The sequence below is a fragment of the Herbiconiux flava genome (assembly GCF_013409865.1).
GTDB lineage: Bacteria > Actinomycetota > Actinomycetes > Actinomycetales > Microbacteriaceae > Herbiconiux > Herbiconiux flava.
Window position 1 is genome coordinate 1183613 of the sequence record NZ_JACCBM010000001.1, and the last position, 22309, is coordinate 1205921.

Annotated in this window: 21 protein-coding genes and 1 tRNA gene; 10 read left to right on the plus strand and 12 right to left on the minus strand. The window is 71.9% G+C overall.

Features of this window, described 5'->3' with window-relative positions:
- Positions 1-6 precede the first annotated feature (6 nt).
- Positions 7-3141 (minus strand): DEAD/DEAH box helicase, encoded by a 3135-nt coding sequence (locus tag BJ984_RS05605; protein WP_179547196.1) that lies wholly within the window; start codon positions 3139-3141, stop codon positions 7-9.
- A gap of 124 nt (positions 3142-3265) precedes the next feature.
- Between BJ984_RS05605 and BJ984_RS05610 the strand changes: the two genes are divergently transcribed.
- A tRNA-Arg gene (locus BJ984_RS05610) sits at positions 3266-3342 on the plus strand.
- A gap of 87 nt (positions 3343-3429) precedes the next feature.
- Here the strand turns inward: BJ984_RS05610 and BJ984_RS05615 are convergent.
- From BJ984_RS05615 to BJ984_RS05625, 3 genes are all read right to left on the minus strand, one after another.
- On the minus strand, positions 3430-4080 hold the full coding sequence (locus BJ984_RS05615; protein WP_179547197.1) for a DUF5701 family protein: 651 nt from the start codon (positions 4078-4080) through the stop codon (positions 3430-3432).
- A 96-nt stretch (positions 4081-4176) separates the two neighbouring features.
- Complete coding sequence (locus BJ984_RS05620; protein WP_179547198.1) at positions 4177-4563, minus strand: hypothetical protein; 387 nt, start codon at positions 4561-4563, stop codon at positions 4177-4179.
- A 113-nt stretch (positions 4564-4676) separates the two neighbouring features.
- The gene (locus BJ984_RS05625) at positions 4677-5111 is read right to left on the minus strand and encodes a YchJ family protein (protein ID WP_271206414.1); all 435 of its coding nucleotides are present in this window, start codon (positions 5109-5111) and stop codon (positions 4677-4679) included.
- A gap of 88 nt (positions 5112-5199) precedes the next feature.
- Between BJ984_RS05625 and BJ984_RS05630 the strand changes: the two genes are divergently transcribed.
- Positions 5200-6060, plus strand: coding sequence for an alpha/beta fold hydrolase (locus BJ984_RS05630; protein ID WP_179547199.1), 861 nt, complete (start codon positions 5200-5202; stop codon positions 6058-6060).
- Here BJ984_RS05630 and BJ984_RS05635 read toward each other — a convergent pair.
- Positions 5966-6619, minus strand: a complete 654-nt coding sequence (locus BJ984_RS05635; RefSeq protein WP_179547200.1) for a TMEM175 family protein — start codon at positions 6617-6619, stop codon at positions 5966-5968. The genes BJ984_RS05630 and BJ984_RS05635 overlap by 95 nt on opposite strands.
- Before the next feature lie 159 nt (positions 6620-6778).
- Here BJ984_RS05635 and BJ984_RS05640 point away from each other — a divergent pair, with 159 nt between their 5' ends.
- Positions 6779-8233: an MFS transporter gene (locus BJ984_RS05640; RefSeq protein ID WP_271206415.1), complete on the plus strand. Its 1455-nt coding sequence runs from the start codon at positions 6779-6781 to the stop codon at positions 8231-8233.
- Positions 8234-8425: 192 nt separating this feature from the next.
- On the opposite strand, the gene BJ984_RS05645 is transcribed toward BJ984_RS05640, so the two are convergent.
- Both BJ984_RS05645 and BJ984_RS05650 read right to left on the minus strand, forming a co-directional pair.
- On the minus strand, positions 8426-8908 hold the full coding sequence (locus BJ984_RS05645; RefSeq protein ID WP_179547201.1) for a hypothetical protein: 483 nt from the start codon (positions 8906-8908) through the stop codon (positions 8426-8428).
- Between the two features lie 100 nt (positions 8909-9008).
- Positions 9009-9944, minus strand: coding sequence for an aldose 1-epimerase family protein (locus BJ984_RS05650; protein WP_271206416.1), 936 nt, complete (start codon positions 9942-9944; stop codon positions 9009-9011).
- Between the two features lie 212 nt (positions 9945-10156).
- On the opposite strand from BJ984_RS05650, the gene BJ984_RS05655 reads away from it, so the two are divergent.
- From BJ984_RS05655 to BJ984_RS05670, 4 genes are all read left to right on the plus strand, one after another.
- Positions 10157-10624, plus strand: coding sequence for a DUF4190 domain-containing protein (locus tag BJ984_RS05655; protein WP_179547203.1), 468 nt, complete (start codon positions 10157-10159; stop codon positions 10622-10624).
- A gap of 156 nt (positions 10625-10780) precedes the next feature.
- Positions 10781-11719 (plus strand): cysteine synthase A, encoded by a 939-nt coding sequence (cysK, locus tag BJ984_RS05660; RefSeq protein ID WP_173183069.1) that lies wholly within the window; start codon positions 10781-10783, stop codon positions 11717-11719.
- 25 nt (positions 11720-11744) lie between these two features.
- Complete coding sequence (gene epsC / locus BJ984_RS05665) at positions 11745-12368, plus strand: serine O-acetyltransferase EpsC (RefSeq protein WP_271206417.1); 624 nt, start codon at positions 11745-11747, stop codon at positions 12366-12368.
- A gap of 146 nt (positions 12369-12514) precedes the next feature.
- Positions 12515-12985, plus strand: coding sequence for a hypothetical protein (locus BJ984_RS05670; RefSeq protein ID WP_246306435.1), 471 nt, complete (start codon positions 12515-12517; stop codon positions 12983-12985).
- 93 nt (positions 12986-13078) lie between these two features.
- Here BJ984_RS05670 and BJ984_RS05675 read toward each other — a convergent pair whose 3' ends face one another.
- The 4 genes from BJ984_RS05675 to BJ984_RS05690 all read right to left on the minus strand — a co-directional run bounded on the left by BJ984_RS05675 (position 13079) and on the right by BJ984_RS05690 (position 17144).
- Positions 13079-14191: a BMP family lipoprotein gene (locus BJ984_RS05675; RefSeq protein ID WP_179547204.1), complete on the minus strand. Its 1113-nt coding sequence runs from the start codon at positions 14189-14191 to the stop codon at positions 13079-13081.
- Between the two features lie 138 nt (positions 14192-14329).
- Entirely contained in the window at positions 14330-15307 is a 978-nt protein-coding gene (add, locus tag BJ984_RS05680) for an adenosine deaminase (protein WP_179547205.1), read from the minus strand.
- 1 nt (position 15308) lies between these two features.
- Entirely contained in the window at positions 15309-16274 is a 966-nt protein-coding gene (locus BJ984_RS05685) for a nucleoside hydrolase (protein ID WP_179547206.1), read from the minus strand.
- A 99-nt stretch (positions 16275-16373) separates the two neighbouring features.
- Positions 16374-17144, minus strand: a complete 771-nt coding sequence (locus BJ984_RS05690) for a nucleoside phosphorylase (RefSeq protein ID WP_173183073.1) — start codon at positions 17142-17144, stop codon at positions 16374-16376.
- A 102-nt stretch (positions 17145-17246) separates the two neighbouring features.
- Here BJ984_RS05690 and BJ984_RS05695 point away from each other — a divergent pair, with 102 nt between their 5' ends.
- Positions 17247-18026: a GntR family transcriptional regulator gene (locus tag BJ984_RS05695; protein ID WP_179547207.1), complete on the plus strand. Its 780-nt coding sequence runs from the start codon at positions 17247-17249 to the stop codon at positions 18024-18026.
- Positions 18027-18061: 35 nt separating this feature from the next.
- Here BJ984_RS05695 and BJ984_RS05700 read toward each other — a convergent pair whose 3' ends face one another.
- Complete coding sequence (locus tag BJ984_RS05700; protein WP_179547208.1) at positions 18062-20068, minus strand: glycoside hydrolase family 15 protein; 2007 nt, start codon at positions 20066-20068, stop codon at positions 18062-18064.
- 120 nt (positions 20069-20188) lie between these two features.
- On the opposite strand from BJ984_RS05700, the gene BJ984_RS05705 reads away from it, so the two are divergent.
- Both BJ984_RS05705 and BJ984_RS05710 read left to right on the plus strand, forming a co-directional pair.
- Positions 20189-21082, plus strand: a complete 894-nt coding sequence (locus BJ984_RS05705) for an SDR family oxidoreductase (RefSeq protein ID WP_179547209.1) — start codon at positions 20189-20191, stop codon at positions 21080-21082.
- A gap of 321 nt (positions 21083-21403) precedes the next feature.
- Entirely contained in the window at positions 21404-22282 is an 879-nt protein-coding gene (locus BJ984_RS05710; RefSeq protein WP_179547210.1) for an HpcH/HpaI aldolase/citrate lyase family protein, read from the plus strand.
- Positions 22283-22309: the final 27 nt, after the last annotated feature.

Genomic DNA, 22309 nt, shown 5'->3' on the forward strand with positions numbered 1-22309 from the left:
CGCCCGTCAGCCGAGCAGCGCCCGCAGGTCGTCGGCCGTGAGCGCGCCCGCGAACAGCGCGTCGTCGTCGAGCACCGCGTCGAAGAGCTCGGCCTTGTGCTCCTTCAGGGCCATCACCTTCTCCTCGACGGTGTCGGTCGCGACCAGCCGGTAGACGTTCACCGGGTGCTCCTGCCCGATGCGGTGCGTGCGGTCGATCGCCTGCGACTCCGACGCCGGGTTCCACCACGGGTCGAGCAGGTAGACGTAGTCGGCCTCCGTCAGCGTCAGCCCGAAGCCGCCCGCCTTGAGGCTGATCAGGAACACCGGCGCCGTGCCCTCCCGGAACCGCTGCACCACCTCGGGCCGCTGCCGTGTCGAGCCGTCGAGGTATTCGTAGGCGATGCCCTCGGCGTCGAGCCGCGCGGCCACCTTCGCCAGGTAGCTCGTGAACTGGCTGAACACGAGCGAGCGGTGGCCCTCGCCGATCACCTCGCCGAGCTGCTCGACCAGCACGTCGAGCTTGGACGAGGGGATGGACGAATGGGCGTCGTCGATGAGCGAGGCATCGAGGCTGAGCATCCTGAGCAGTGTCAGCGAGCGGAAGACGATGAAGCGGTTGCGGTCGAGGTCGTCGAGCAGCCCGAACAGCTTCTGCCGCTCGCGCTGCAGCACGGTGTCGTAGAGGTGGCGGTGCGCGGGGGAGAGCTCGACGGGCAGCACCTGCTCCTGCTTCGCCGGGAGCTCGGGCGCGACGGCGTCCTTCGTGCGGCGCAGCAGCACCGGGCGGATGCGCTGCCGCAGCGTCGCGAGCGCCCGCGGGTCGATGCCCCGCTCGATCGGGCGCTGGAACTTCTCGGCGAACAGCCGCGCCGACGGGAACAACCCCGGCGCCACGATGTCGAGCAGCGCCCAGAGCTCGAGCAGGTTGTTCTCGAGCGGGGTTCCGGTGATGGCGAGGCGGAACGGCACGTCGAGCTCGCGCGCCGCCTCATGCGCCTTGGAGAGGTGGTTCTTCACGAACTGGGCCTCGTCGAGCACGAGCCCGGCCCAGTCGAGGGCGCGGTAGTGGGCGGCGTCGAGGCGGAACAGGGCGTAGCTCGTGACCACGATGTCGGCCCCCGCGGCGACCTCGGCGAGCCGCGCGGTGCTGCCCTGGGTGGTGGTGACGGCGCGCACGACGAGGCCCGGGGTGAAGCGCGCGGCCTCGGCCTGCCAGGTGCCCACGACCGACGTCGGCGCCACCACGAGGAAGGGCGGCGGATGCGCGGTGGCACCCGCCCGTGCATCCGTCGTCGTCACGGGCTCGCCGACCGCGGCGGCACCCGCCCCGCCTTCGGCCGGGTGCTCGCGGGCGTGGGCGATCAGCGCGAGGGTCTGCAGCGTCTTGCCCAGGCCCATGTCGTCGGCCAGGACGCCGCCGAGCCGGTTGCCGTAGAGGAACGCCAGCCAGTCGAACCCCGCCTTCTGGTAGGGGCGGAGGGTGGCCGAGACGGTGGCGGGCACCGGTGTGGGCGGCACCGGAGCATCCGTCGCCCGGGCCAGCTGCTGCGCCGCCCGCACCGCCTGCCGCCAGGCGAGCGTGTCGGGGCTCTCGTCGGCCGTGTCGTCGAACTCGGCGAAGCGGACGGCCTGGTGGCGGCTGACGCGCAGGCCGGTGTCCCACTCGTCGAGCGCGGTCGACTCCTCGAGCAGCTCGCGCAGGCGGTCGAAGGCCGGATGCTCGAGGGACAGGTACGTCTTGTCGACCATCAGCAGCCGCGTGCGCCCCTTGGCCAGCGCCTTGAAGAGCGGGCCGAACGGCACCCGGTAGCCGCCGATGTTCACCACGATGCCGAGATCGAACCAGTCGCGCTTCAGCGTCTCGACGTGGGTGATGCTGATGTCGGGGTGGCCGATCAGCTCCCGGTACGCCGGCCGCGGCCCGATCACGTCGACCCGCACGTCGGGCAGCGCATCGAGGGCGGGCAGCGCCTTCTCGGCGAAGGCCGCCGCGGTGACGCCGTCGAGGGTGACCGGTGGCGCATCCGCATCGATCTCGAGGGCGGCCGCCGCAGGGAAGCGCCGCAGCGCGCTGTCGAGCTGCTCACGCGCCGATTCGGCGATGCGCAGCTCGGACGTCGGGTCGCGCAGCCCCGCCCACTCCCAGTCGAGCGTCAGCACGTCGTCGGCCAGGAACCGGGCCGTCAGCACGAGCGTCGGCGGCGGCACCGTCGGCAGCGCGACGCTCCCGTCGGCGCTCGCGAGCAGGATGCCGCGCCGGAGTGCGGGGTAGTACTCCTCGAAGAACTGCCCGGTGTCGGCCGCCGGCACGGTGATGGCGGGGCGACCGAGCGCGCGCTGCTCTTCCGTGCTGAGCGGATGCGCGGACGGCGCCAGCACGATCCGCGGCCGCTTGGCGCTCGTCAGGTCGTAGGAGTAGATGCCGTGGTCGCCGATGGCTCCGGCGTGCTGGGCGGGGTGGTGGGCATCGTCTTCTTCATCGTCGCCGTGGTCGCCGCGACCTGCGCCGCCACCGGAATCGGCGGACGTCTCTGTGAACGAGACGAGCGGGGTGAGGCGGAGGTCGCCTGAGCGCTGGCGGGCGTCGAAGGAGACGGACGCGCATCCGCTCACCTGCACCGTGCCGGCCTTGGCCGAGCTGACTAGCGCGATGCCCAGCCGGCGCGCCTCGGCCAGAAGCTGCCAGAGCAGCGGGCTGAGGAAGTCGTCGAGCGTGAGCCAGTCGGTCTCGGGCACGACGTGGGGCGGGCGCGTGGCGCGATGCAGCGCGGCGAACTGCGCGAACCAGCGGTGGTGAGCGGGGTCGAGCGCGAGCCGGTTGACCTGGTGGGTGAACGACCCCCAGGTCACGTTCGCCTTGACGTACGACCCCGAGCCCGCGCGGATGACCGGCCGAACCGCCAGCCGCCTCGGCGCCCCCTCGGACGCCGCCCCCTCAGCGGTCGCCGCGCGGGTGCTCGGGCCGCGCCAGCGGTCGTGGTCGCGCGGAGCCTCTTCGCGCACCTCGAACTGCAGGCCCATGGGGGTGCTGCCTTCACTGCCCGACCCGCCCGACCTGCCCGTCTCGGCGGTTCGTGCGCCCGCCGGCGCGCGCTCCGACCCGGGCGGCGACAGCTCGTCGACGGCCGAACGCCAGTTCGGGGGCGGTGCGGGGGGCATGGGTCAATCGTGGCATCCGCCCCCGACATCGAGGCACTCGCGAGCTGAGGCTGCGTCGACTTTGTGTTGCCCGAACCACCTGCTAGGCTCTGATGTTCGTGCGGGAGATCGTTTCTCACACACTGCGCCCTTAGCTCAGCTGGATAGAGCGTCTGACTACGGATCAGAAGGCCAGGGGTTCGAATCCCTTAGGGCGCACCACACGAAGGCCCCGGTTCCACGAACCGGGGCCTTCGTCGTTCCCTCCGCCCACTGGCCGACGCGGCACCCGGCCGACGTCGATGAAGGTCAGGCTGCGGCGGCCGAGGCGTGGCCGAGCCAGGGGTGGCGGTTGCCCGCCCAGCACCAGCCGAGCTTGGCGGCGCCGCGGCGGGGGCGGCCGTCACGGCCCGTGCCGCCGCTGATCCACAGCGCCGGGACGCGGGCGTCGAGCGTGCCGTCGGACTTGCGGTGTGGGGAGGCGATGGTCATGAAGCAGTGGTTCGGGGCCAGCTGCTCGGGCTGCTGGAGGAGCCAGCTGATGCCCTCGCTGATCGTCAACGGGCGGCGGCCTCGGGCGAGGATCTCGGGCAGCGCCTCGTCGGGCGTGCGGTTCGCCAGGTCGTCGCCGCGGTCGATTCCGTGGGCGAGCGAGAAGCCTTCGGGGCAGGCGTCGAGGTCCGGATGCTCGGTGAACGCGTCGAGGTCGGTGAGGTCCTCGACGACGAACCCGGGCTTCCCGCCCCGACGCAGCAGGGTGACGAGCTGTGAGGGCGCGGCGATCGCGGGGCCGACCACGAGGATCGAGTCCGGACGGCCACGGAGACTCGACGCGCGGCTCCGCAGCTCCTCGGCGCTGATGCCGGCGAGTTCGGGCAGGCCCAGGTCGATCAGGCGCTGCAGCTGCTCGCTGAGCGGTGGGGTGCGGTGGGTCGTGGGGGTGGCGATGGTCAAGGTCATGGTCGGCCTTCCAGGTCACCCGGTCCAACGCCTGGCTGGGTGCCGCCATTCCCCCGCCCGCCTGCCCTTCGGTGGTGGGACGAACGGGGGAGAACGTCAGGCGACGCCGTCGGCGTCGGGGTCGGGGCTGTCGGCGTGGGCGTCGGCGGCCTCGGCCGAGGCGTCGGCTCCGTCGCTGTAGGCGCCGATGCCGTCGGGGCTGCTCGTGCCGGATCCGTTCGGGCCCGAACCCTCGGAGTGCGCTTCGCGGGCGGCGAAGCTCTCGTGGTCGGGATCGAGCGACGACTTCTCGCCGCGCTCGTCGACGCCGTCGGGCTGGTCGGCGGTGTCGCGCTCGTCCGTGGTGTCGCCCGTCGCGCCGTCACCCGCAGAGCCGTCACCTGTCGAGGCGTCGACGGTCGGGGCGCCGAACGAGCCGCCCTGATCGAGGACGTCGGGCTGATCGGCGTCGTCGGGCGCGGGGGTGGTGCTGCTGTCGGTCATGGTGACTCCTCTGTCGGTGCTTCCACCTTGGGCCCGATCCACGGATGCGCAAGCCCGCGAGTGCGCGCCGGTTTCGCGCGGTCGCGGAGCCGGGGCCCTGCGGGGGTCTCGCCTCAGAGGGCGTCGACGTAGTACCAACGGCCTCCTTCCCGCACGAAGCGGCTCGTCTCGTGCTGCGCGCCGGCCGTGCCCTCGTGGCCGGGGTGGGGACGGTGATGCGCCGCGAACTCGACGACGCCCTCGGTGTCGAGGGGGCCGCCCGCCGAGCGGGAGAGGATGTCGAGGCGGTACCAGCGCAGCGAGTCGTCGAGCTCGAGAGACGCCGGACGGGTCGAGGGATGCCACGTCGCGAGCAGGTAGCCGGCGTCACCGACGGCGAAGGCCGAGAACCGCGATCGCATGAGCTGCTCGGCGGTGGGCGCGACGGCCGTGCCGGCGTGGAACGGGCCGCAGCACTCGCCGTAGGGCGAGCCGCTGAGGCAGGGGCAGCGGGCATCGGCGGCGAGGCCGGGTGGCCCGGCGGCGGCTGAGGCGGCGGAGTCTGTCACCCGGCCATTCTCGCGCGCCTAGGGTGGTCGAGTGACTGCGGGTGAGGCGAACGGTGGAGTGACTCCGGATTCCATCGGCGGTGCAGGAGTGGACGCAGAAGCCGCGGACGAGGGCGCGCGCCAGGTCGCCGGCGCCGGTGGCCTCCCGATCGCCTACGAGACGGCGGGCCCGGCGGGCGCAGCGACGGTGCTGCTCGTGCACGGCTTCGCCTCCGACCGCCGCTCGAACTGGGTGCGCACGCGCTGGGTGTCCACGCTCGCCGATGCGGGCTTCCGCGTCATCGCCGCTGACCTCCGCGGCCACGGCGAGAGCGCCCGCCCGCACACGATCGCCGCCTATTCACTGGGTGCCTTCCGCGAGGACCTCACCGCCGTCCTCGATGCCGAGGCGCCCGGCGAGAGCGTTCACCTGATCGGCTACTCGCTCGGCGCCCGCCTCGCGCACGACTACACGCAGACCCACCCCGAGCGCGTGCGGTCGGTGACGATGGGCGGCCCACCCGTCGACGGGTCGTTCGCCGGTTTCGACCTAGCCGCCGCCAGAGCCGCCACCAGAACCGCCGCCAGAACCACGGCGGGCGGTAGCCGGGCGATGAACGGGGAGACCGCCCGGTACGTGGGCATGGCCTCATCCGCGGGCAACGACCCCGACGCTCTGCTCCGGCTGGCCGAGGCGGTTCGGCGGCGGGCGTTCCGGCCGCGCGCGGGTGCGGTCGCGCATCCGCTCTTCATCGTCGCGGGGGAGGACGACCCGGTGCACGACGGCTCCCGGATGCTCGCCGGCGAGCTGCCCGGTGCCCGGTTCCTCGGGTTGCCGGGCCGCGACCACGTCAGCGCCGTGACGTCGCGCGTGTTCAGGACGGCGGCCGCGGCGTTCGTGACCGACGTCGAAGAGGCCCGTCGGAGTGACCCGTCACCCGCCGGGCGATCGCCTGCACCGGGCCGGTGAGCACGAGCAGGAACAGCCCCCAGAGGCCGAGCCCCGGCACGAGCACCACCGCGAGGAAGGTGACGAGCATCATCCCGGCGGTCACGACCGAGGGCACGATCGAGAGTGTGCCGCGCACCGCGGGCGCCACGAGCTCGGGTCGGCGGATCAGGATGGCCTGCTGCCAGAGCAGTGCGAGGCTGCTGAGCAGCATCGTGCCGACGTAGATCGCCGCCCGGCCGTCGTCGGCGCTCGTGCCCTCCGACAGCAGCTCGGTCGGATACGGCAGGAAGACGATTGTGATCAGCCAGAACAGGTTCGCCCAGAGCAGCCACGAGTCGTAGTCGACGGCGCGTTCGTAGACGCGGTGGTGCGCGATCCAGAAACGTCCGATCACCGCGAAGCTGATGATGAAGACCATGAACTTCGGCAGGTCGTCGAGCACGACGTCCCAGACGCTCTGCCCCGAGGCGACGTCGGTGACGCTGTCGACCAGCGGAAGGATGAGCAGCGTGATGGCGATGGCCACGACGGCGTCGCTGAAGTTGACCAGTCGATCGAAGCCCCGCTCGGTGTGCATGGGGCCATTCTGTCGAAGAAACGCGTCGGCGTGCCCGCGGTGCCGGGCGAGCATCCGTCGACCGATCAGGAATAGAGCGGATGCCCGTGCGGTTGCACCCGCGTATCTACTTCACAGGGGGCAATCATCTCGTCGACGCAATCGGGTAACGATCAGAACGTGCAGCAGGACGTGCCGTGGCTCAGCGACGAGGAGCGCGCCCGTCTGAGCGCGCCCGTCAATCAGCGGGCCGTCGTGTTCACGCTCGCGTTCACGGGGCTGGTCGCGGCGTTCATGATGACGCTGCTGACGCCGCTCGTGCCCTCGTTGCCGGCGCTGCTCGACGTCTCGCCCGAGGACGGGCAGTGGGCCGTCACCGTGACGCTGCTCGCCGCGGCCGTGTCGACCCCGATCGCGGGGCGTCTCGGCGATCTCTACGGCAAGCGCCGGATGGTGCTGGTGCTGCTCGCGCTCGTGATCGTCGGGTCGGTGGTCGCGCTGTTCTCGAGCTCGCTGATCCCGCTGATCGTGGGGCGGGCGCTGCAGGGCGCGGGGATCGGCGTGATCCCGCTGGGCGTGAGCATCCTGCGCGACGTGCTGCACCGCGACCGGCTCGGCGGGGCCGTGGCGCTGGTCTCGGCGACGCTCGGGGTCGGCGGCGCGGTCGGTCTGCCGGTCGCCGCCGTGATCTCGCAGTACCTCGACTGGCACGCGCTGTTCATCGTCTCGGGGCTGCTCGCGGCCGTGGGGCTGGTGCTGGTGTGGCGGATGATCCCCGTGAGCACCCTGCGGAGTGAAGGGCGTTTCGACGTGCTCGGCGCCATCGGTCTCGCGGTGGGGCTGACGGGTGTGCTGCTCGGGGTGTCCAAGGGCGGGAGCTGGGGCTGGGGGTCGCCGCTGACGCTCGGCTCTCTCATCGGCGGCGCGGTCGTGCTGCTCGCCTGGGGCGTGTTCGAGCTGCGCACGTCGAGCCCGCTGATCGACCTGAGGGTCGCCGCGAGCCGCACGGTGCTGCTGACCAACCTCGCCTCGATCACCGTCGGGTTCGCGTTCTTCGCGAGCACCGTGGTGCTGCCGCAGCTGCTCGAGGCACCGACCGGAACCGGCGTCGGGCTCGGGCAGACGATGCTCGTCGCCTCGCTCTGCCTGATGCCGAGCGGGCTCGTGATGTGGGCGATGTCGCCCGTGGCCGCGCGGCTGATCAAGGCCCGTGGAGCGCGCTCGAGCTTCATGCTCGGGATCGCGATCATCGCCGTCGGATACGTGCTGGCGCTGTTCCTGATGACCGAGGTGTGGCACACGATCGTGATCGCCACCGCGGTGGGCTTCGGCGTGGGGTTCGCGTACTCGTCGATGCCGACGCTGATCATGGCGGCGGTGCCGGCGACCGAGACGGCCGCGTCGAACGGGCTGAACTCGGTGATGCGCACGCTGGGGTCGACGATCGCGAGCGCGGTGCTGGGCGTGGTGCTCGCCGGGAACCTCGTGACGGCGAACGGGGTGACGACGCCGAGCGCGTCGGCGTTCCAGGTGACCTTCGTGATCTCGGCGATCGCGGCGGCGGTCGGCGTCGTGCTCACGGTGTTCATCCCACGGCACTCCGCGGCCGTGCGCGGCGCGAGCCTGCCCGACTAGCCAAGCGGCTGCCCGACTAGCCAAGCGGCTGCCCGACTAGCCGAGCGGCTGCCCGACTAGCCGAGCGGCTGCACGACCAGCCGGGCGGCTGCTCGACCAGCCCGTGGCACCCCGGCTAGGAGGTGCGAGCCTCACTGACCAGCCGAGCGGACACCGGTCGTCGTGGAGTCTGATCAGGATCGTCGCTCGGAGTCAGTCGCAGAACTCGGTTGCGTACTCCTCGAACTGCTGAGGGGTGAGGAGCGGACTCTCGATCTGGTCGCCTGATGCTGGGGTGAGGACCCGGCCCGGCTTGATCGCGTCCAGATCACTCGAGGTGAAGGCGGCGGAGAAGGCGTTGCCTTCGGAGCCGGACGAGCGCAGTTTGTAGCGCACCTCGTCCTGCACAGATCCCTCGTCGAAAGGCAGGGCCACGTCCCCGCTGGCGGTGACGGACGGCGAGAGAGTGACTTCCTGATCCGGAATCGATTCCCAGCTGCTGTCGTCCGGCTCGTCAGTCGCCCCGCGGTGGAGGGGACCGACGGCCTCGAGCCCCAGGTCGTCGATCGATCCGCGGCAGATCCGGATCAGGACGTCGAGCGATCCGTCGTCGAGCCGGGCGATGCCGAGGGTGCCGATTATGGAAGGGCTGCAGGCGGTCAGCACGAGGAGCAACCCGCCCAGCAGTGACACCACCAGGGGCGATCGGAGTCGTTTCATGAGGTCGGGGTGATCGGTGAGGTGATCGCTCTTGGGACTGGTGGCCGGGCGCGGATCTGGATTCAATGTGGGCGGGTTAGACCGCGGCGATGGTCCAGGCGGCGGTGGTCGACTCGTTCGGCGCCAGGACGATGAGGTCGGTGCCCGAGTTGAAAGCGTCGGGCGGGCAGGTCATCGGTTCGACCGCGAGGCCCGCGCGGTGCATCGTGGGGTCGACGTTGTCGGCCGTGTGCACCTGCACCCAGGCGCACTCGGCGCCGAAGGTCATCGCGGTGGCGGTGCCCTCGGGGGAGCGGACGGTGACCGTCGCGGTGCCGTCGGCGTCGCGCGAGAGCGAGCGGAACGCGTGGTCGATGAAGGTGTCGGCGATGAGGCGCTCGGTGCGGAAGTCGAAGACCCCGCTGTCTTCGCTCGCGACGTCGGCGATCGCGACCGGGATGAGACGGTCGGGCGTGACGGTGAGCACCTCCGCTGCCGGGAGGGTGAGCATCCACTCGTCGACCGGGCCGGGGCCCGCCACGAGGTAGGGGTGCGGGCCGGTGCCGTAGGGCGCGGGGGTCCCGGAGACGTTCGTGGCCGTGACGGACTGGCGGAGGCCGCCGTCGGCGTCGAGCGCGTACTCGACCGCGAGCTCGAGGCGGTGCGGGTAGCCCGCCTGCGGCTCTACGGTCGCGCCGAGGACGACGCGGGAGGCGTCGCGCTCGAGCACCGCGAAGTCGAGCCAGGCCGCGAGCCCGTGCAGGGCGTGGCCGCGGGCGGGCTCGGTGAGGGCCAGCACCTGGTCGATGCCGTCGAAGGTGTAGCGGCCGTCGACCACGCGGTTCGGCCAGGGCGCGAGGGTGGCGCCGCGGTAGGCCGGGCGCAGCTCGTCGAGCCCGAACGGCACCACGAGGTCGCGGCCCCCGTGCTGGAGCAGGCGCAGCGTGGCGCCGATGCTGGCGATCGAGGCGCGGTAGTCGCCGGCTTCGAGGTCGATCCGCGATCCGGACAGGGGGCGGCGGGAGGCGTTCACGGCAGAGCTGCTTTCAGACGAGGCGAGACGGGACGGCAGGCACGCGACGTCGGTCGGTGGACCTGATCGCGCCTCCACGCTAGCGCCTCGTCGGCTCCCGGCCGGGCAGCGGAGGGCTGATCTGTGGACGGTCCGCCGCGCATCCGAGCCTGTGCAGGAGCTTCGCGGTAGGTTCGTGATGCACCTGCTCATCAACTGAAGGGGACACGACGATGACCGACGACAGCCAGCGCCCGGGCGAACCCACGCCGCCTCCCGCCGCACCGCAGTACCAGGCTCCGCAGGGTCAGCAGCCCGCCCAGCCCTACCAGGCCGCCCCTCAGTACAACGCAGCGCCGCAGTACAACGCCGCTCCGCCCGCCGGTCAGGGTCAGGTGGTGCCCGGCAAGACGCTCGGCATCGTCAGCCTCGTGCTCGGCATCGTGGGCTTCTTCTTCCTCGCGTTCGTCGCGCCGATCGCGGGCATCATCACCGGTGTCATCGCCGGTCGCCAGTCCAAGGCCGCCGGGGTCAAGAACACGCCGGCCAAGGCGGGTCTGATCATCTCGATCGTCGCACTGGTGCTGCAGATCATCGGCACGATCATCCTCGTCGTGGTGCTCGGTGGTGTCATCGCCCAGTGCGCCGACCTCGGCCCCGGCGTCTACGAGGTCGACGGCACCACCTACACCTGCGGCTGATCCCGCATCTGATTCGCACCGAAGCCCCGAGGGTCGCCCTCGGGGCTTCGTCGTCCCGCCGCAACATTCGGGCTCTGCGGAGCCTGGCGAACTAGAGTTGGCAGCGACGCTCCACGACCAGTTCACGCTCCAGAAGCTCCCAGAAAGACGGTACCCATGGCTGCTCGCATCTACGACGACGTCACCCAGCTCGTCGGCCGCACCCCGCTCGTGCGCATCAACCGGCTCACCGAGGGCATCGACGCCACGGTGCTCGGCAAGCTCGAGTTCTACAACCCCGCCAACAGCGTCAAAGACCGCATCGGCGTGGCCATCATCGACGCCGCCGAGAAGTCCGGCGAGCTGAAGCCCGGGGGCACCATCGTCGAGGGCACGAGCGGCAACACCGGCATCGCGCTGGCCATGGTCGGCGCCGCACGCGGCTACAAGGTCGTCATCACGATGCCGGAGACGGCCTCGACCGAGCGTCGCGTCGTGATGCGGGCGTACGGTGCCGAGATCGTGCTCACCCCCGGCCCCGAGGGCATCCGCGGTGCGCTCGCGAAGGCGCACGAGATCGTCGACGCCACCCCCAACTCCATCCTGGCGCGCCAGTTCGAGAACGCCGCGAACCCCGAGATCCACCGCACCACCACCGCCGAGGAGATCTGGGACGACACCGACGGCGCCGTCGACATCTTCGTCGCGGGCATCGGAACCGGCGGCACCATCACGGGCGTCGGCCAGGTGCTGAAGCAGCGCAAGCCGGGCGTGCAGGTCGTCGGCGTCGAGCCGCTCGACTCGCCCCTGCTCACTCAGGGCACCGCCGGCCCGCACAAGATCCAGGGCATCGGCGCGAACATCGTCCCCGACATCCTCGACCGCGAGGTCTACGACGAGATCATCGACGTCTCGCTCGACGACGCCCTGCGGGTGGGCCGCGAGCTCGCCAGCGAGGAGGGCATCATGGCCGGCATCTCCTCGGGTGCCATCATGTGGGCGGCCCTCGAGGTCGCGAAGCGTCCCGAGAACGCGGGCAAGACCGTGGTCGCCATCGTCTGCGACCTGGGCGAGCGCTACATCTCGACGCCCCTCTGGGCCGGACTGGGCGACTGACGCGCGGGCAGCGGGCAGGCGAGGCGTGAGCGACCGGTCGGCGCTGCCGGCGGGCGGGTTCGCCCGCGCGCGGGCGCGGCTCCGGGAGGACGTGCGGACGGCGCGGCTGCGTGATCCGGCGGCGCGGTCGGGGCTCGAGATCGTGCTGGCGTACCCGGGGGTGCACGCCGTGTGGGTGCACCGGGTCGCGCATCGGTGGTGGCGCAGCCCGGGGCTCCGGCTGCCCGCGCGGCTTCTGTCGCAGTTCGCCCGGTTCCTCACCGGGGTCGAGATCCACCCCGGTGCCCGCATCGGGCGCCGCCTGTTCATCGACCACGGCATGGGCGTCGTCATCGGCGAGACCGCGGTGATCGGCGACGACGTGATGCTCTACCACGCGGTGACGCTGGGCGGGAAGAGCACCCGGCGCGAGAAGCGGCATCCGACGCTCGGCGATCGCGTGACGGTCGGCGCGGGGGCGACCATCCTCGGGCCTGTGCACATCGGCTCCGACTCGAGCGTCGGTGCAGGAGCAGTCGTCGTGAAGGACGCACCCGCCGGCGCCATCCTCGTCGGCATCCCGGCCCGCGACCTCTCGCAGCACGCCTCGACCGGCCCCGGCTCGCTCACCGACCCCGCCTTCTACCTCGACCCCGGCATCTACATCTGACCGACGCGTCACGCCGCGTCACGCCGAGCCGCGTCACGCCGAGCCGCGTCACGCCGAGCCGCGTCACGCCGAGCCGCGTCACGCCGCGCCGGGTCGGCCGCGCAACCCGGGTGGTCGCGCATCCGTCATCGGGGCAAGCTCGAAGCATGAGCGAGCAGAGAGACGAACGGATGCCCGACCCCACCGATCGCGACAGCGGGCCCGATGCGGCCCACCGCCGGCCCGAGGGAGTGGACGACGCCACCGTCGAGGCGCTCGGCAAGCTGTCGGAGGCGCTCGAGGTGATGGAGCAGGCCCGCGGATTCCTCTACGGCTTCCATCGTCTGACCGGCAAGGCCGACCTCGCGCTGGGCGAGGCCGTCGGGTTGCTGCGCGACGCCGGCCACGAGGAGCTGGCCGAGCGGATCGACACCGAGATCGTGGGGCGGAACGTCATCGAGGGCCGCTGGACGTTCCAGATCGTGGAGGACTTCGACGACGACTACTACGCCGCCTTCAAGGCCGCCGAACGAGACGCCCGCGACCAGCTCGCAGAAGGCCGCCGCCACCTCTTCGAGGCGGAGATGAAGGAGGACCGCCGCACCCACGGCCGCCGCCACCACGAAGCGCGCCCCTGAGCCGCCCACGCCGAAGGGCCCCTGCCGAAGCAGAGGCCCTGAGGCAAAGGGCCCGAGGCAAGACCCTTCGGCGGAGGCCCCGCCGCTCCTGGATCAGCCCTGTGAGGGCGACGACGGCGACTCGACGACGACGGTGCCGGCAATGATGTCCGCCTTCAGCTGGTCGAGCTCGGCGATCACCGACGGGTCGATGCGGCTCTCCCAGTCGTGCAGCGGCGCGATGCCGACGCCGTCGTTCTCGAGGGTGCCGACGTAGGGGGTGCTGTCGAAGTCGCCGGCGCCCGCGGCCGTCGTGACCTCGGAGGCGGCGGTCGTCAGGTTCTTCAGCACCGACGTCAGGTAGTAGGGAGCGCCCTCGGGCTCGGCCTCGTAGGCGTCGTTGTTCACGCCCAGGATGGCGCCGTCGACGCCCCGGTCCTTCATGGCCTCGATCGACGCGAGGAAGAGCGAACCGGCCACCGGCATGATCACGTCGACGTTCTGGTCGAGCAGGCCCTCGCTCAGCGTCTTGGCCTGCACCTGGTCGTCGAAGTTGCCGACGAAGAGGCCGTCCTGGGCCGCCTTGTCCCAGCCGACCACCTTGACCGCCGCGCCGTGCGCCTCGTTGAACTTCGCGACGCCGTCGACGAACCCGTCCATGAACACGGTGACCGAGGGGAAGGGCATCCCGCCGTAGGTGCCGACGACGCCGGTCTTCGAAGCGGCGGCCGACAGGTATCCGGCGAGGTAGGCGGCCTGGGCGGTGTCGAAGAGCACGGGCTTGACGTTGTCGACCTCGACCGGCGTCCCGTCGTCGTCCGAGACGGCCGAGTCGATCAGGGCGTAGTCGATGTCGGGGTTCTCGGCGGCCGAGTCACGGGTGGCGGCGGCCAGCGCGAAACCGACGGTCACGATCAGGCTGCAGTCCTCGTTCACCATGGCCGAGATGTTGCCGGCGTACTGGTCCTCCGAGGTCGACTCGGCGGTGCGGGTGTCGACGCCGAGCTCGTCCGCGGCCTGGGCGACGCCGTCGTAGGTGAGCTCGTTGAACTGGCCGTCCTTGAACCCGGTCAGGTCGGAGACGGCGCACGGCAGGAAGTCGCCGGCGGCGGTTCCGGATGCTCCCGCCTCCGTCTCGGGTGCGCTGGCGCAGCCCGCCAGAACGAGGGCGGCGGCGGCCGTGACGGAGCCGAGGCCGAGGAAGCGGGTTCTCGTGGTGAGGGTCATCGTGATCTCCAGGGTTCGCTGATGCGGTGTCGGAACGGTGCAGGTGGTGCGGGTGGAGCTGATCGGTGCTGCAGGTGCTGCAGGTGCTGCAGGTGATGCGTGGTGCGGTGGTGCGGTGGTGCTGGGGGAGACGAGTGCCTATCGCCCTCGTCCCGCCGCCGCGATCAGACCCGCCCGCACCGAGTCGTCGGCGAAGACCGCCGCCGCACTGGTGCGGTCGAGCCGCTCGAGGTCGGCGGCCGTGAAGCCGAGGGCCGGGCCGAGCAGTGCCCGCTCGGCCGAGAGCGGCGACCCGGTCTGCACCGGGTTGTCGTCGCCGAGCGCGAGGGCCGCACCCGCGCGGGCGAACAGCCCCGCCGGATGCGCGTCCACCGACGGGATGGCCCCGGTGTACCAGTTCGACGTCGGGCAGATCTCGATCACGATGCCCTCATCGACGATCCAGGCCAGCGCCTCGGGGTCGCTCGCGAGGTGCGCCCCGTGCCCGATCCGGCTGGCGCCGAGCAGTTCGACCGCCGACCGCGCGGCGCGGCCCGGAGCCGATTCGGCGGCATGGCAGGTGAGCCCGAGCCCGGCGGCCCGCGCGAGGCGGAAGGCGTCGACGTGCGGCTCCAGCGCGGGGAAGAGCAGCTCGTCGCCGGCCAGGTCGAAGCCGACGACGCCGCGTCCGGCGAAGCGCGCGGCGCTCGCCGCGACCTCCTCGTTGACCGTGGGCGAGTGGTGCCGCAGCGCGGCCACCACGACGCCCGCGGGCATGCCCGTCAGGGCGACGCCGTCGGCGACCCCTTCGCAGACCGCCGCCACGACCTCGTCGAGCGGCAGCGCCTCCGAGACGTGGGTGGCCGGTCCGAAGCGCAGCTCGAGGTAGTCCCCGCCGTCGGCGGCCGCGTCCTCCACCGCCTCGCGGGCGATCCGGGTGAGCATCTCGCGGCGCCGGAAGAACGGGTAGCTCGACGCCACCTTCTGCAGGTAGACGGTGAGGTCGGCGGGGCCGGTGAGCTGCAGAGCATCCGCCCAGCCCGCCGGCGGCTGCGACAGGCCGGCCGCCCCCGCGAGCTCGGCGGCCGTCGACGGGCGCAGCCGCCCCTCGAGATGGGAGTGCAGATCGATCAGCACGTCACACCTCCAGCAGCCGGTCGAGCAGCACGGGCGCGAAGTCGGAGCCGAGCTCGAGCACGACCCGCACGTGCGCGCCGGGCTGGTCCGGATGCCCGAGGAAGCGACCGCGCAGGTCGCAGATGGTCTGGCCCCGGCCCGGCCCGTCGGTGGTGTCGACCTCGACGTGCACCCGCGGCGCCACCGAGGGGCGCACCGTGCCGGTGGCGATGGCCGCCGCGAGCGGGTCGTGCAGCGCCGAGCGGCGTTCGCCGTAGAACGTGGAGTTGAAGTCGAAGTAGAAGTCGAGCATCTCGCCGAGCGCGGTGGCGAGAGGCCGTCCCGAGTCGAGCAGCCGGTGGCGGCCGGCCTCGTCGAGCGGATGGGCCAGCGTCACGTCGAGCGGCACGAGCGTGACCGGCCACGGTGCCGAGAGCACGGCCTGGGCCGCCTCGGGGTCGTTGCCGATGTTGGCCTCGGTGACGGGCGAGATGTTGCCGGGCACGAGCGCCGCGCCGCCCATGATCGTGACCTCGGCGATCAGGGAGGGCAGTGCCGGCTCCCGGCGCAGGGCCTCCGCGAGGTTGGTCAGCGGGCCGACGGCCAGGATGCGCAGCGCTCCGCCGTGCTCCCGGGCCAGCGAGATCAGCAGCTCGGCGGCGTCGACGTCGAGAGGGCTGGCGGCGGCGAGGGGCGCCGAGAATCCGCCGAGCCCCGACGGCCCGTGCACGTGCGTGGCACCTCCATCGAAGCCCGACCGGGTGAACCCGCCCTCGGACGGCTCGGCCGCGCCGACCGCGACCGGCCAGGACCGGCCGGCCAGCGCGAGCACGTCGATCGTGTTGCGGGCGCCCTGGGCGGCGGACACGTTGCCGCTCACGGTGCCGACTCCCACCACCTCGACCTCGGGCGACGCGGCCAGCCAGCCGAGCGCGAGGGCGTCGTCGATGCCGGTGTCGCAGTCGACGTACAGGGGTGCGGGGCTCATCGGTTCTCTCCAAAAGGGCGGGCCAAAATGGCGGGAGCGGGTATGAAGTTGGATGTTATACGTCCAATGTGTCAACGGTGTTACGGAAGAACCGAGTTCTCACAGCTCCAGCCGCACCGCGGTCTCGAGCGCGGCCTCGATGCTCGTCATCCATCCCGCCGCCAGCGCCTCCTTGACGCCGTCGTACAGACTCGTCCCGTCATGCAGGTTGCTCGAAGCCGCACAGATCATCCCGGCCCGCACCCCGCGCAGTCGCGCGACGACGAACAGGGCCGAGCTCTCCATCTCCACGTTCAGGATGCCCAGGCCGTTCAGCTCGGCGATCCATTCCGGCGTCTCGGCGTAGAACGCGTCATCGCTGACGTTCAGGCCCGAGTGCACCGTGGTCGAGGTGCCCGCGGTGAGAGACCGTGCGGTCTCCGCGAGGCTGGTCGCGATCTGCAGGTCGGGCACGGCGGGGTATCCCGGGTGCGCGTAAGCGGCCGTCGTGCCGTCGTTCCGCAGCGTGCCCTCGCTGACGAGCAGGTCGCCGGGGCGGATGCCCGTCTGCAGCCCGGCCGACGAGCCCACGCGGATGAGCGAGGTGACGCCGACCCGGATCAGCTCCTCGGCCGCGATGGCGGTCGACGGGCAGCCCATGCCGGTGGAGGTCGCCGTGATCAGCCGCCCCTTGTAGAGCCCGGTCATGGTGAGGTGCTCCCGCTGGTGCGCGACGGTCTTCACGTCGGTCAGGAACTCCGCGATCATCGGCACCCGGAAGGGGTCGCCGGGCAGCAGGGCGACCGTCGAGACCTCGCCCGGAGCGATCCCGATGTGGTACTGCCGCTCGCCGAGTCCGACCGAGTTCTTGTCGACCGCTGTCGTTGCCATGGTGTCTCCCTGTCTTGAGTGAGTATGATGTTATACATCCGGCTCGGCGTCAATGACCGACGGATGATCGGCACCGACGTCCGCGCGACGAGGAGAACGTCCATGGCAGCTGCAGTCACCACCCTCCGGCTCGACCCGCTCGTGGTGCCCACGGGTCAGCCGCTGCGGGTAGCCGTTTACTCCTCGCTGGCCGAGGCGATCCGCGGCGGGAGGGTCGAGCTCGGCTCGCTGCTTCCGAACGAGGCCGATCTCGGCGTGGCCCTCCGGGTCAGCCGCACGGTGGTGCGCGAGGCTCTGATGCTCCTCGAGGAGGACGGCCTGATCCGCACCCGCCGGGGCATCGGCCGCTTCGTCGCCGAAGCGCTGCCGCAGGTCGGTCTCGAGCAGCTGCGCCCGCTCGAGGCGATCGCCGCGACCGGCGACGTCGCCATCGAGGTGGTGCGAACGCTGCACGAGCTGCAGCCGACGAGTGACTTCATCACCCGCGGGCTGCAGCTCGGGGCAGACGACGACACCTGGGTGCAGGAGAACGTGCTGAAGCGCGACGACGAGCCGGTGGCCCAGATGCTCGAGGTGCTTCCCGCCGGAGCGGTGCTGGCCGAGCGGAGCCCGGAGCTCGCGGCCCGGCTGCCGGAGCTTCAGACGGAGGGCCGCAGCCTCCTCGCGGCCGTGATGGACGTGCTGGGCGGCCGCCTCGGGCCGGCCGTCTACGACGTCTCGGTCGGCCGGGCCGGCGCCGAGCGCGGCCGCACGATCGGCCTGCCGGCGAAGGCCCCGGTGCTGGTGCTCACGCACAACGTGCTGCTCGACGGCAAGCCGATCTACCTGGCGAAGAACCTCATCACCCAGGGCTTCGGCAGCCTCACCATCGCGCAGGGCTGAGAGCGGTCAGCCCCGGCCGAGACGCAGGCTGCAGCTCACTCCGACGACGACGACTCGGATGACGAGGCCGAGCGGATCGACAGCGCCGCGTTGATCAGCGCCAGGTGGCTCAGCCCCTGCGGCAGGTTGCCGAGGAACGCGTGGTCGTCGGCCGCGATGATCTCGGAGTAGAGCCCGACGTCGTTGGCGAGGGGGAGCAGGGCGCGCATCCGCTCGGTCGCATCGCCCACCCTCCCGGTGCGCGCGAGAGCCTCGGTGAGCCAGAAGGCGCAGGCCACGAAGGTGCCCTCCTCCTCGTCGACACCGCTGTAGCGGTAGAGCAGCGGGCCGGCCGAGAGCTCCTCGTCGATGCGGGCGATGGTGGCGTCCATGCGCGAGCGCGGCCCGAAGGCGCGGTCGGCGTGCAGCAGGATCGACGCGTCGAGCCGGTCGCTGCCGGGGTGCATGAGGTAGGCGCCGCGCTCCTCGCTCCAGCCGTGCTCGGCGACCCACTCCTCGATCAGGCGGCGGTTCTTCCGCCAGTGCGACAGGTCGTCCTCGCTCGGCTTGATCTCGCCGATCTCGGCGAGGTGCAGCGCGTCGGTGATCGCCTGCCAGCAGCCGACCTTGCTCGAGACGTAGTGCTCCTCCTCGGGCAGCTCCCACATGCCCGAGTCCTTCTTCGGCCACTCGTGGCAGGCCGCGTCGGCGAAGGCGACGATGAGCTCGCTGGTGCGCTCGTCGAGGATGTTGCCCGCATCCACGTAGCGCGCCATGATGCCCACGACGTCGGCGTAGACGCCGAGCTGCAGCTGGTCGCTGGCGTCGTTGCCCACGCGCACGGGGCCGATGCCGCGCCAGCCCTCGGCGGGGGCGTCGTGCATCCGGCCCGGCAGCGAGCCGTCGAGGCGGAAGAAGATGTGCAGCTCGCCCTCGTACTGCTTCAGCGTCTTCAGCACCCACGACACCGCCGCGTGCGTCTCCTCACGCAGGCCGAACTCGACGAGCGCGCCGACCGTGTAGGCCAGGTCGCGCACCCAGGCGAAGCGGTAGTCGTAGTTCTTGCCGCCGGTGCGGTTCTCGGGCAGGCCCGTGGTGGCGGCGGCCGCGATCGAGCCGGTGGGGCTGAAGATGAGCAGCTTGAGGGCGAGGGCGCTGCGCTGCACGACGTCGGTCCACTCGTCGTCCTCGTCGCCGTCCGGGCCGTCGAACTCGCGGGTCCAGGCCTGCCAGCTCTCGATCGAGCGGTCGATGCCGCGGTCGACGTTCTCGGGCACCGGCACGTGGATCGGCTCGTCGTCGGTGCCGCAGAGCGTCAGCAGGTGCCGCGACCCGGCCGACGCCGTGAAGGCCCCGTAGAACGACAGCGGCCCCTCGGGGAACCCGTCGCCCGGCTCGGAGGGGTCGAGGCGGCCGTGCTCGCTGCCGACCAGCACGAGGTCGATCTGGCCGACGCGCAGGATGGGGCCGTGCACGGTGTCGACGCGCTTGACCCCGGGGATGTCGCTGCCGTTCCCGCCCCCGTCGTCGGCGGTTCCGGATGCGCGTCCCGCGTCGTCCCCGCGGGCCGAGCTGTCGCTGCCGTCCGTGTCGCCGCCTTCGCTCCCGTCGTCCAGCCCCGCCCCGTCGTCCTGCAGGCCGTCGAACACGGCTCCCGGGACGACCGCCCACCGCATCGGCACCGACCCCTCGAGCCCCTCGATCCGCCGGGCGAGCTCGAGCCACGGCAGCCGACCGGCCACACCGGTGACCAGCGCATCCGTCACCCGCACCACGCCGGTCGCGGTGGTGAACGTCGTCTGCAGCACGTTGGTGCCGGTGACGTACTCGCGCTCGGCCGTGAAGTCGTCCTCGGGGCGCAGCTCGAAGCGGCCGCCGCCGGGGCCGTCGACGAGGGCCGCGAAGACGGGGGGCGAGTGCAGGGCCGGCACGGGCATCCAGTCGACCTGCCCGTCGAGGGCGATCAGGGCGACAGTCCGGCCGTCCCCGATGGCGGCGTAGTCGCGCAGGTCGACGTAGCGGGTGGGCAGCTGGGGTGCGGCGTCGGCCGGTGAGGTGGTCATCGCTCTCGATCATGGCCCTGCGCGCACCGCACGGCACCGCTTCGCGCCCGTGAGTACGCCGACTGCCAGCTGTCTGCAAGCCCCGAGCGGATCCGGGGCGACCGTCGTAGCGTGGCGGCCATGTCCGACACCATGTACACCCCCAAGGATCCGACCACCCAGTACCCCCGCCCCCCGTTCCCGCCGCAGCAGCAGGACGGCCCCGGCGACAGCCGCAAGATGGACCCGGCCCCCGACCACGGCGAGACCACCTACGTCGGCACCGGCCGCCTGCCCGGCCGCAAGGCGCTCATCACCGGAGCGGACTCGGGCATCGGGCGCGCCGTCGCCATCGCCTACGCCCGCGAGGGTGCGGACGTCGCCCTGAGCTACCTCGCCGAGGAGCAGGCGGAGGCCGAGGAGGTCGCCGAGCTGATCCGCGCCGAGGGCCGCACCGCCGTGCTGCTGCCGGGCGACCTGCAGGACGAGGCCGTCGACCAGCAGGTCGTCGCCGACGCCGTCGAGGGCCTCGGTGGCCTCGACATCCTCGTCATCAACGCCGGCACCATGCCCACGGTCGACAGCATCGACGACTTCGAGACGGAAACCCTTGACCACGTGCTGAAGGCCAACATCTACCCGCTGTTCTGGCTGACGAAGGCGGCCTCGCCGCACCTCAAGCCGGGCGCGTCGATCATCACCACGTCGAGCATCCAGGGCTTCGTGCCGTCGCCCTCGCTCGCCGAGTACGCGGTCTCGAAGGCGGGCATCGCCAACTGGACCCGGGCCATGGCGCAGCAGTTGATCGAGCGCGGCATCCGCGTGAACGGCGTGGCCCCCGGCCCCGTCTGGACGCCGCTGCAGCCGGCCTTCGTGCCGAACGAGAAGATCGAGGAGTTCGGCAGCGAGACCCCCATGGGCCGCGCCGGCCAGCCGGTCGAGCTGGCTCCGGCCTTCGTGTTCCTCGCCTCGCAGGAGTCGAGCTACGTCGTGGGCGAGACGATCGCCGTCACCGGGGGATCACCCACTCACTAGCTGCAGGCTTGAGGGCCCGGTGCGACTGCGTCGCGCCGGGCGCTCGAGCGGCGGCTGCGCGCTTCGCGCGCGGCCGGGCGAGGCCGGGGGCCTCGCGGTTCGGCGCAACCGTGTCACTCGCGCCCTGTCGGGGGCGAGTTGGGATGGAGAACCGGTCGCCGTAGAGCGGGCGCGGTGGTTCGGGCTCGCGGCAGGGGGCTGAGGGGCGGATGCAGGGGTGACCCTGTGTCCGCCCCTTGCGTTCGTTATGCACGCAATTCGGGAGGTGGGGCGGGGGACCGTAGGGTTGAGGGGCAGCCTGTCGATGAAGAGAGAAGCACCATGACGTCAGAGACCACGACCACGCCGACCAGCGCGCCCACGCCCGCCGCCGAGCGGCACGAGGTGCCCGCCGAGATCTCGCGCTCGTGGCTGCTGCTGTCGGCGCGGCGCACCGACGACTTCGATCGCGCCTCCCGCTCGCGCGCCGACCAGCTCGTGCTCGACCTCGAGGACGCGATCGACCCCAAGCACAAGGACTCCTCGCGCGACGACGTCGCCGCGTGGCTGAGCGGCGGCGGCAGCGCCTGGGTGCGCATCAACGACCGCGCCAGCGACTTCTGGAGCGACGACGTCGACCAGCTCAAGGGCCTGCCGGGCCTGAAGGGCGTGATGCTCGCCAAGACCGAGGACGCCTCGCACGTCACCGAGACCTACGACCGCCTCGGCGGCACCACCCCCGTGCTCGTGCTGATCGAGTCGGCCCTCGGCATCGAGGAGTCGGTGAACATCGCGCGGGCCCGCGGTGCCTTCCGGCTCGCCTTCGGCAGCGGCGACTACCGCCGCGACACCGGCACCAGCGCCGAGGACATCGCGATGGCCTACCCGCGCTCGCGCCTCGTCGTGGCGAGCCGCGTGGGCGGGCTGCCCGGCCCGATCGACGGCCCGACCGTCTCGTCGAGCCACCCCGTGCTGCGCGAGCAGTCGGCCACCGCGGTCGCACTGGGCCTCACCGGCAAGCTCTGCCTCGACACCGATCAGCTCCCCGTGATCAACGAGGCGATCAGCCCGACGCAGTCCGACGTGACCTGGGCGCGCGACTTCCTCGCCGACTTCGAGGCGCGCGGCCGCGTGATCCGCGACGGCAGCGACCTGCCCCGCCTCGGCCGTGCCGAGAAGATCGACCGGCTCGCGCGCGCGTTCGGGGTCGGCCCGCTCTAGGGAGCCTCAGCCGCAATTCGGCCACCG